Annotated in this window: 5 protein-coding genes and 1 pseudogene; 1 reads left to right on the top strand and 5 read right to left on the bottom strand. The window is 72.0% G+C overall.

All coding sequences use genetic code 11. From position 1 onward, the window contains the following. Positions 1-401: 401 nt before the first annotated feature. The 5 genes and pseudogenes from AB0B48_RS31205 to AB0B48_RS31185 all read right to left on the bottom strand — a co-directional run bounded on the left by AB0B48_RS31205 (position 402) and on the right by AB0B48_RS31185 (position 5145). Positions 402-968, bottom strand: coding sequence for a dienelactone hydrolase family protein (locus AB0B48_RS31205; RefSeq protein ID WP_357207840.1), 567 nt, complete (start codon positions 966-968; stop codon positions 402-404). Positions 969-1023: 55 nt separating this feature from the next. After that, positions 1024-2130 carry a nucleotide disphospho-sugar-binding domain-containing protein gene (locus AB0B48_RS31200; RefSeq protein WP_357207838.1) on the bottom strand — a complete coding sequence of 369 codons (1107 nt, stop codon included), beginning with the start codon at positions 2128-2130 and terminating at the stop codon, positions 1024-1026. A 76-nt stretch (positions 2131-2206) separates the two neighbouring features. Continuing rightward, positions 2207-3129: pseudogene (locus AB0B48_RS31195) on the bottom strand (aldo/keto reductase). Between the two features lie 182 nt (positions 3130-3311). Then, entirely contained in the window at positions 3312-4619 is a 1308-nt protein-coding gene (gene paaK / locus AB0B48_RS31190; RefSeq protein WP_357207836.1) for a phenylacetate--CoA ligase PaaK, read from the bottom strand. 76 nt (positions 4620-4695) lie between these two features. Then, the gene (locus AB0B48_RS31185) at positions 4696-5145 is read right to left on the bottom strand and encodes a MarR family transcriptional regulator (protein ID WP_357207834.1); all 450 of its coding nucleotides are present in this window, start codon (positions 5143-5145) and stop codon (positions 4696-4698) included. 135 nt (positions 5146-5280) lie between these two features. Here AB0B48_RS31185 and AB0B48_RS31180 point away from each other — a divergent pair, with 135 nt between their 5' ends. Beyond that, entirely contained in the window at positions 5281-6501 is a 1221-nt protein-coding gene (locus AB0B48_RS31180; RefSeq protein WP_357207832.1) for an MFS transporter, read from the top strand. The last annotated feature ends 35 nt before the right edge of the window (positions 6502-6536 follow it).

The raw sequence follows: 6536 nt of genomic DNA, 5'->3' as shown, positions 1-6536 counted from the left end.
CCGTTTCTTTTTTGTTGTTGTGGTGTGACAAAACCCACACCACCACCAAAACCACCCCAAAACCCCCACAAACCCCCACGGTTCTGTGCGGCGATCTTGCACTTGCTGTCCCGGCATAAGCGGCATCCCACTGATATCGGCAACCGAAACTGCAAGATCGGCGCGGTGAGGGGCGGGGCGCGGGGGGGGTTGGGTTACGGGGGCTGAGGCTCGTAGCGCTGCGGTGGGCAGCGCGAGCAGGCCGCCAGGGCCACGGTAGCGGGTGGTCAGCTCGTCGTAGGCGGCGCGAATGCGGCTGATCACCGCCGCCGGCTGGGTTTCCATCACCAGACCTGGCTTGCTGACGCCGTTGGCGGGGCCACTCCACCAGGCCTCCGGGTCGGTGCGGTGCGGCCGGGCGCTCAGCCGGCAGCGAGGAAGGCCAGGACGCGCGGCCAGACCGCCGCGGTGGCGTCCGGGGAGTACTCGGCCAGGTCCGGGTCGGTGAACAGGTGACCCATGCCCGGATAGCTGAAGACCGTCAGATCGGCACCGGCGTCGGTCATTGCCTGCTGCCACTCGTCGACCTCGTCCGGCGCGTCGTACGGGTCGGGGCCGGCGAGGTGCAGCTGCACCGGCAACCCGGGTGCGACCGCGTCCGGGGCACCACCGGTGCCGTGCAGCAGGAGCAGACCGGCGGCGGCCGGGCGCTCGGCGAGCAGCGCCCCGGCCACCCCGGCGCCCATCGAGAAGCCGGCGAGCACCGTCTCCGGTGGCAGGTCACGCAGCGCGGCGCGGGCCCGGTCCAGCACCGCCTCCTGGCCGATCTTGTCGAGCAGCGCGAAGCCCTCCTCGACGGTGTCGGTGGCCGGGACGCCGTACAGGTCGGGGGTGCTGACCTGGTGCCCGGCGGCGCGCAACCGGTCGGCGGCGGCGCGCACGGCGGGACGCAGCCCGTACACGGAGTGGAACAGCACGACGTGTCGCATCCGGCCATCCTGCCGCAGTCGACAGTGCATCCGGGGTGGCCACGCGGGGTGGACGTCAGACCAGTGCCGCCAGCCGCGCGACCAAATCCGTCGGTGGCGGCATCGCGGCGATCTCGCTGCTGACCTGCGCGGCAGCGGTGCGCAGGCGCTCGTCGGTGAGCAGCTGGGTCAGTGCCCGCGCGGTGATGTCCCGGGGACGCAGCGCCAGGCCGGCACCCCGGCGGGCCACCAGCTCGGCGTTGTGCCGCCGGTCCCCGGCACCCGTGGTGGCCAGCTGGGGCCGGCCTGCGGCGAAGGCACCGAAGGCACTGCCCGCACCACCGTGGTGCACCAGGGCCGCGCTCGCCGGCAACGCCTCGTCGAGCGGAATCCAGCCGACCACCCGCACGTTGCCGGGCACCGAGCGGGCCGACCGCTTGTCGGGGCGGACCAGCACGATCTCGGCGTCCACCTCGGCGGCGGCGGCCACCACGGCGGGCATCGGCCCCCGGTCTCCGGGGCCGGTGAGGGTGCTGCGGGTGACCAGGATCCGGGGGCGCTCACCCGGCTCGCGCAGCCAGGCCGGCAGTTCCCCGCCGCCGACATAGGACGTGTAGCGCATCGGCCAGCCGCCCTGCGTGGCAACGCTGGGCGGCGCCACGGCGAGGGCGGCGGCCGGCGCGGGCAGTTCGGTGAGGCCGTGGCGGCGCAGCGCCGCGCCGAGTCGGACGACGGTGGCGCCGACCAGGTCCCGGCCGTCGAAGAGGGCGTTCTCCTGGCGGACGGCCGGCACGTCGAGCCTCGCGGCGGCCACCGCGCCGGCGACCGCGAACGGCTCGTACAGCACCAGATCCGGTCGCCACCGGGTGGCCAGCGCGACCACCGGGTCGACGAGTTGGTCGTTGAGCGCGCCGAACAGCAGGCCGGCGCCCCGGGTGCCGGCGGTGCCGGCCAGCTCCGCCCGCGCGATCAGCGGATGACGGGGAAGGACCCGCAGCGCGATCCGGCCGAAGTCGAAGCCGGGCGCGATGTCGTGCACCGGCAGACCCGCCTCGGCGGCGGCCAGCGCTCCGCCGCCGGTGGCCACCAGCACATCGTGGCCGGCATCGCGGAGGGCGACCGCGAGCGGCACCAGGGGGAAGACGTGACCGACGAGCGGGGCGGAGACCACCAGCACGCGCATGGACCCGATCCTATGTCGACCACAGCCACACCAGGGGCCCCTTGCTGCCCGTCGGCGTGACCGACGGGTAACCGACTCACCAGGCGTAGGACTGTGGGGCTTCTCCCGGCCCGGGCCAGATCTGGTCGAGTCGTTCCACCACCTCGTCGTCCAGCCGCACGGACAACGCGTCGAGGTCCAATCGCAGTTCGTCGATCGTCGTCGCGCCGACGATCGTGGTGGAGACGACCGGGTTGCGCAGCAGCCAGGCCACAGCCACGGCCGCCGGCTGTGCGCCCAACTCTCGGCACAGCCCCTCGTAGGCAGTGAGCTGGGCGCGGTGCGCCTCGACGCGTTGCCGGGTCGAGGGGTCGGTGGTGCGGCCCTGATCCAGGGCGTCGAGCGCGCCGGCGAGCAGGCCGGCGTGCAGAGGGCTGTACGGAATCAGTCCGACCCGAGGTGACGCAGGGCGGGGACGAGTTCCTGCTCGACGGCGCGTACGGCAAGGTTGTAGAGGCTCTGCTCGCTGGTCAGGCCGAGAAAGTGGCGTGCCGAGGCGGCGACCTGGGCGAGCGCCACGTCCCAGCCGGCGAAGTTGCTGCTGCCGACGTAGGTGATCTTGCCCTCGCGGACGAGCTGCTCCATCGCCTGCCAGATCTCCTCCCACGGCGTGGCCCGGTCCACGTGGTGCATCTGGTACAGGTCGATGTGGTCGGTCTCCAGCCGCCGCAGGCTGGCCTCGCACGCACGGCGGATGTGGTACGCGGACAACCGGCGGTCGTTCGGGCCGAGCCCCATCGGCTGGTACACCTTCGTCGCCAGGACGATGTCATCACGGTGCCCGCTACGCCGCAGCCACCGGCCAACGGTCTCCTCCGCGATGCCGTAGCCCTTCTGCATCCCCGGTGACTGTGGCCCGCCGTAGACGTCGGCGGTGTCGAACATGTTGATGCCAGCGTCGACGGCGGCGTCCATGACCGCGAAACTGGTCGCCTCGTCCACCGTGTACCCGAAGTTCATGGTGCCGAGGCCGATCCGGCTGACCAGCAGACCTGAGCGGCCCAGGTGTCCGTACCTCATGGTGTCCACCAGCCGAGCGTAGGGCGAGGCCGGGCGATGAAGCCGGTGGGGATGGCCGGGGGCGAAAAGCTGATCGGCGGCCTACCCGCCCACAGCTTCCGACCCGGAACGTCGGTCAGCGGTCAGGCGGACGGCCGCTGGTCGACGATGCGGCGCATCTTGCCCATCGACCGTTCCACGGTGTCGGGGGCGAGGACGTCGACCGCGACGCTGACGCCGATGGTGTTCTTGACCAGTTGCACCAGCGTGCCGCCGGCCCGCTCGGCGGCGTCCACGTCGACGTCGGCCCGCCGCTCCACCCGCACCGTGAGGGTGTCCAGCCGGCCGTGCCGATCGAGGACGCACTGGAAGTGCGGCGAGAGCTGCGGGGTGCGCAGGATCAGCTCCTCGATCTGGGTGGGGAAGATGTTCACTCCACGCAGGATCATCATGTCGTCGGTGCGGCCGGTGATCTTCTCGATCCGGCGCATCGGGCGGGCGGTGCCGGGTAGCAGCCGGGTCAGGTCGCGGGTGCGGTAGCGCACCACCGGCATCGCCTCCTTGGTCAGGGAGGTCAACACCAGCTCACCCCGGTCGCCGTCGGGCAGCACCGCCCCGGTGACCGGGTCGATGATCTCCGGGTAGAAGTGGTCCTCCCAGAGGTGCAGGCCGTCCTTGGTCTCGACGCACTCGGTCGCCACGCCGGGGCCCATCACCTCGGAAAGCCCGTAGATGTCGACGGCGTGGATGTCCAACTGCTGCTCGATCTCGCGGCGCATGTCCTCGGTCCACGGTTCGGCGCCGAAGATGCCCACCCGCAGTGAGGTGGCCCGTGGGTCGATGCCCTGGCGGCGCATCTCGTCGACGATGGCCAGCAGGTAGCTGGGTGTGACCATGATGACCTCGGGCTCGAAGTCGCGGATCAGCATGACCTGACGCTCGGTCATGCCCCCGGAGACCGGGATGACGGTGCAGCCCAGTTCCTCGGCCCCGTAGTGCGCGCCCAGGCCGCCGGTGAAGAGCCCGTAGCCGTACGCGACGTGCACCCGGTCGCCGGGGCGGCCGCCGGAGGCGCGGATCGAGCGGGCCATCAGTCGCGCCCAGGTGCGCAGGTCGTCGCGGGTGTAGCCGACGACTGTCGGCCGGCCGGTGGTGCCGGAGGAGGCGTGCAGGCGGGCCACCCGCTCCCGGGGTACGGCGAACATGCCGAACGGGTAGTTCTCCCGCAGCTCCGCCTTGCCCGTGAACGGGAAGCGCGCCAGGTCGTCGAGATCCCGGCAGTCGTCGGGGTGCACCCCGGCCGCGTCGAACGCCCGCCGGTAGTGCGGCACGTTGTCGTACGCGTGCCGCAACGACCAGCGCAGTCGGTCGCGTTGCAGGGCCCGCAGCTCGTCGATGCCGGCGCGCTCGATCGGCTCCAGCTCCTCGGGACGAGGGGTGCGGTCCTGCATCGGTGCCTCCTTGGCGCGGCGGTCCCGGTGGGGCTGCGCGTACCGTACGCCCGCTGCCGCGCGGGCCGGCGGGCGGTCAGCGGGTGGCTGGCAGCCGGTGCAGGGCGTCGACGAGTGGCGCCAACTCGGGGGTGGCCTCCGCCTGGGCGAGCGCGTCGGTCAGCACCCGGTCGTGGGTGGGTCGCGTCTGGGCGAGCAGCTCGGAGCCGGCCGGGGTCAGCTCGGTGTAGATGCCCCGCCGGTCGTCGGCGCAGAGGATGCGGGTGAGCAGCCCTCGTTGTTCGAGGCGGGTGACCAGCCGGGTGGTGGCGCTCCCGGACAGCGCGGCGGCGCGGGCGAGCTGGCTCATCCGCATGTGCCAGCCGTCCTGGCGGGAGAGCGCGTCGAGCACCGTGTATTCGACGACGGAGAGTTCGTGGTAGGCCTGCAGCGCCCGCTCCAGGGATGTCTCGATCAGCGCGTGCAGGGCGGCGAGGGTGCGCCAGCCCTGGGCGCGGATCTCGACCGCGTCGTCGGCGATGCCCATACCGGCCTCCTCGGTGTGCTCTGAACGAACCCCAGGCTAGCACGCTTGCGCCGATATAAAGCGCGTGCAAGTATTTCGTTGTTGGCGCGTGTAGTTGCACGCGCCGCCTATCTGCCTCCACTCGATGGGAAGACCATGTCCGTACCCCAGAAGTCCCTGCCGCCCGGCCTGATCGCGCTGGCCATCGGTGCCTTCGGCATCGGTCTCACCGAGTTCGTGATCATGGGGCTGTTGCCCGAGGTGGCCGCCGACTTCGCGGTCACCGAGCCGGTGGCCGGCTGGTTGATCTCCGGCTACGCGCTCAGCGTGGCCGTCGGCGGGGTCGCCCTCACCGCGGCGGTCACCCGCCTGCCGCGCAAACCCGTGCTGCTCGGCCTGATGGTGCTCTTCATCATCGGCAACCTGCTGTCCGCCGTCGCCGGCGACTACGCCGTGATGATGGCCGGCCGGATCGTCGCCGCGCTCTGCCACGGCGCGTTCTTCGGCATCGGCGCCGTGGTCGCCGCGGGCCTGGTCGCACCGGCCCGACGGGCGGGTGCCATCGCCATGATGTTCGCCGGTCTGACCATCGCCAACGTGCTCGGCGTGCCGTTCGGCACCTTCCTCGGGCAGCACTTCGGCTGGCGGTCGACGTTCTGGGCGATCACCGCCATCGGGGTGGTCGCCCTGATCGGGCTGGCCCTGCTGATCCCGGTGGGCGACACCACCAACGCCGACCGCCCGGCCGGTGGGCTGCGCGGCGAGCTGCGCGCCTTCACCCACCCGCAGGTCTGGCTCTCTCTGGTGATCACCGTCCTGGGCTTCGGCGGGATGTTCGGCGCGTTCACCTACATCGCCTACACGTTGACCGAGGTCAGCGGCTTCGCCTCCAGCACCGTGCCGTGGCTGCTCGTCCTCTTCGGCGTGGGGCTCTTCGCGGGCAACCTGCTCGGCGGCCGGGCGGCGGACAGGTCACTGTCGCGCACGCTGGTCACCGTCCTGGCGGTGCTCACCGTGGTGCTCGTCGGCTTCGCGCTGACCGCCACGAATCCGGTGCTGACCATCGTCGCGCTGGTGCTGATGGGCGGGTTCGGCTTCGCCACGGTGCCGCCGCTGCAAATGCGGATCATGCGGTACGCCCACCAGGCGCCGACCCTGGCGTCCGGGGCGAACATCGCCGCGTTCAACCTCGGCAACGCGTTGGGCGCGTGGATCGGCGGGGTGGCCATCGCCGCCGGACTCGGCTACACCTCGCCGATCTGGGCCGGCGCCGCACTCACCCTCATCGGCCTGGGCGTACTCCTCGGCGCACTGCGGCTGGCCCGCCGCGACGAGCCGGTGGGAGCCGAGGCGGAGCTGGCGGGGACCGCCGCCTGACCCGCCTCGACGACAACGCCGGGCCGGGCGGATGC

The organism is Micromonospora sp. NPDC049089 (assembly GCF_040648775.1).
GTDB lineage: Bacteria > Actinomycetota > Actinomycetes > Mycobacteriales > Micromonosporaceae > Micromonospora.
The sequence above is the reverse complement of the archived record's forward strand: the minus strand, read 5'-3'. Positions and strand labels throughout refer to the sequence as shown.

Coding starts and splice junctions, on each gene's coding strand:
- AB0B48_RS31205 (WP_357207840.1), bottom strand. CDS start 968: ATGCGACACGTCGTGCTGTTCCACTCCGTGTACGGGCTGCGTCCCGCC.
- AB0B48_RS31200 (WP_357207838.1), bottom strand. CDS start 2,130: ATGCGCGTGCTGGTGGTCTCCGCCCCGCTCGTCGGTCACGTCTTCCCC.
- paaK (WP_357207836.1), bottom strand. CDS start 4,619: ATGCAGGACCGCACCCCTCGTCCCGAGGAGCTGGAGCCGATCGAGCGC.
- AB0B48_RS31185 (WP_357207834.1), bottom strand. CDS start 5,145: ATGGGCATCGCCGACGACGCGGTCGAGATCCGCGCCCAGGGCTGGCGC.
- AB0B48_RS31180 (WP_357207832.1), top strand. CDS start 5,281: ATGTCCGTACCCCAGAAGTCCCTGCCGCCCGGCCTGATCGCGCTGGCC.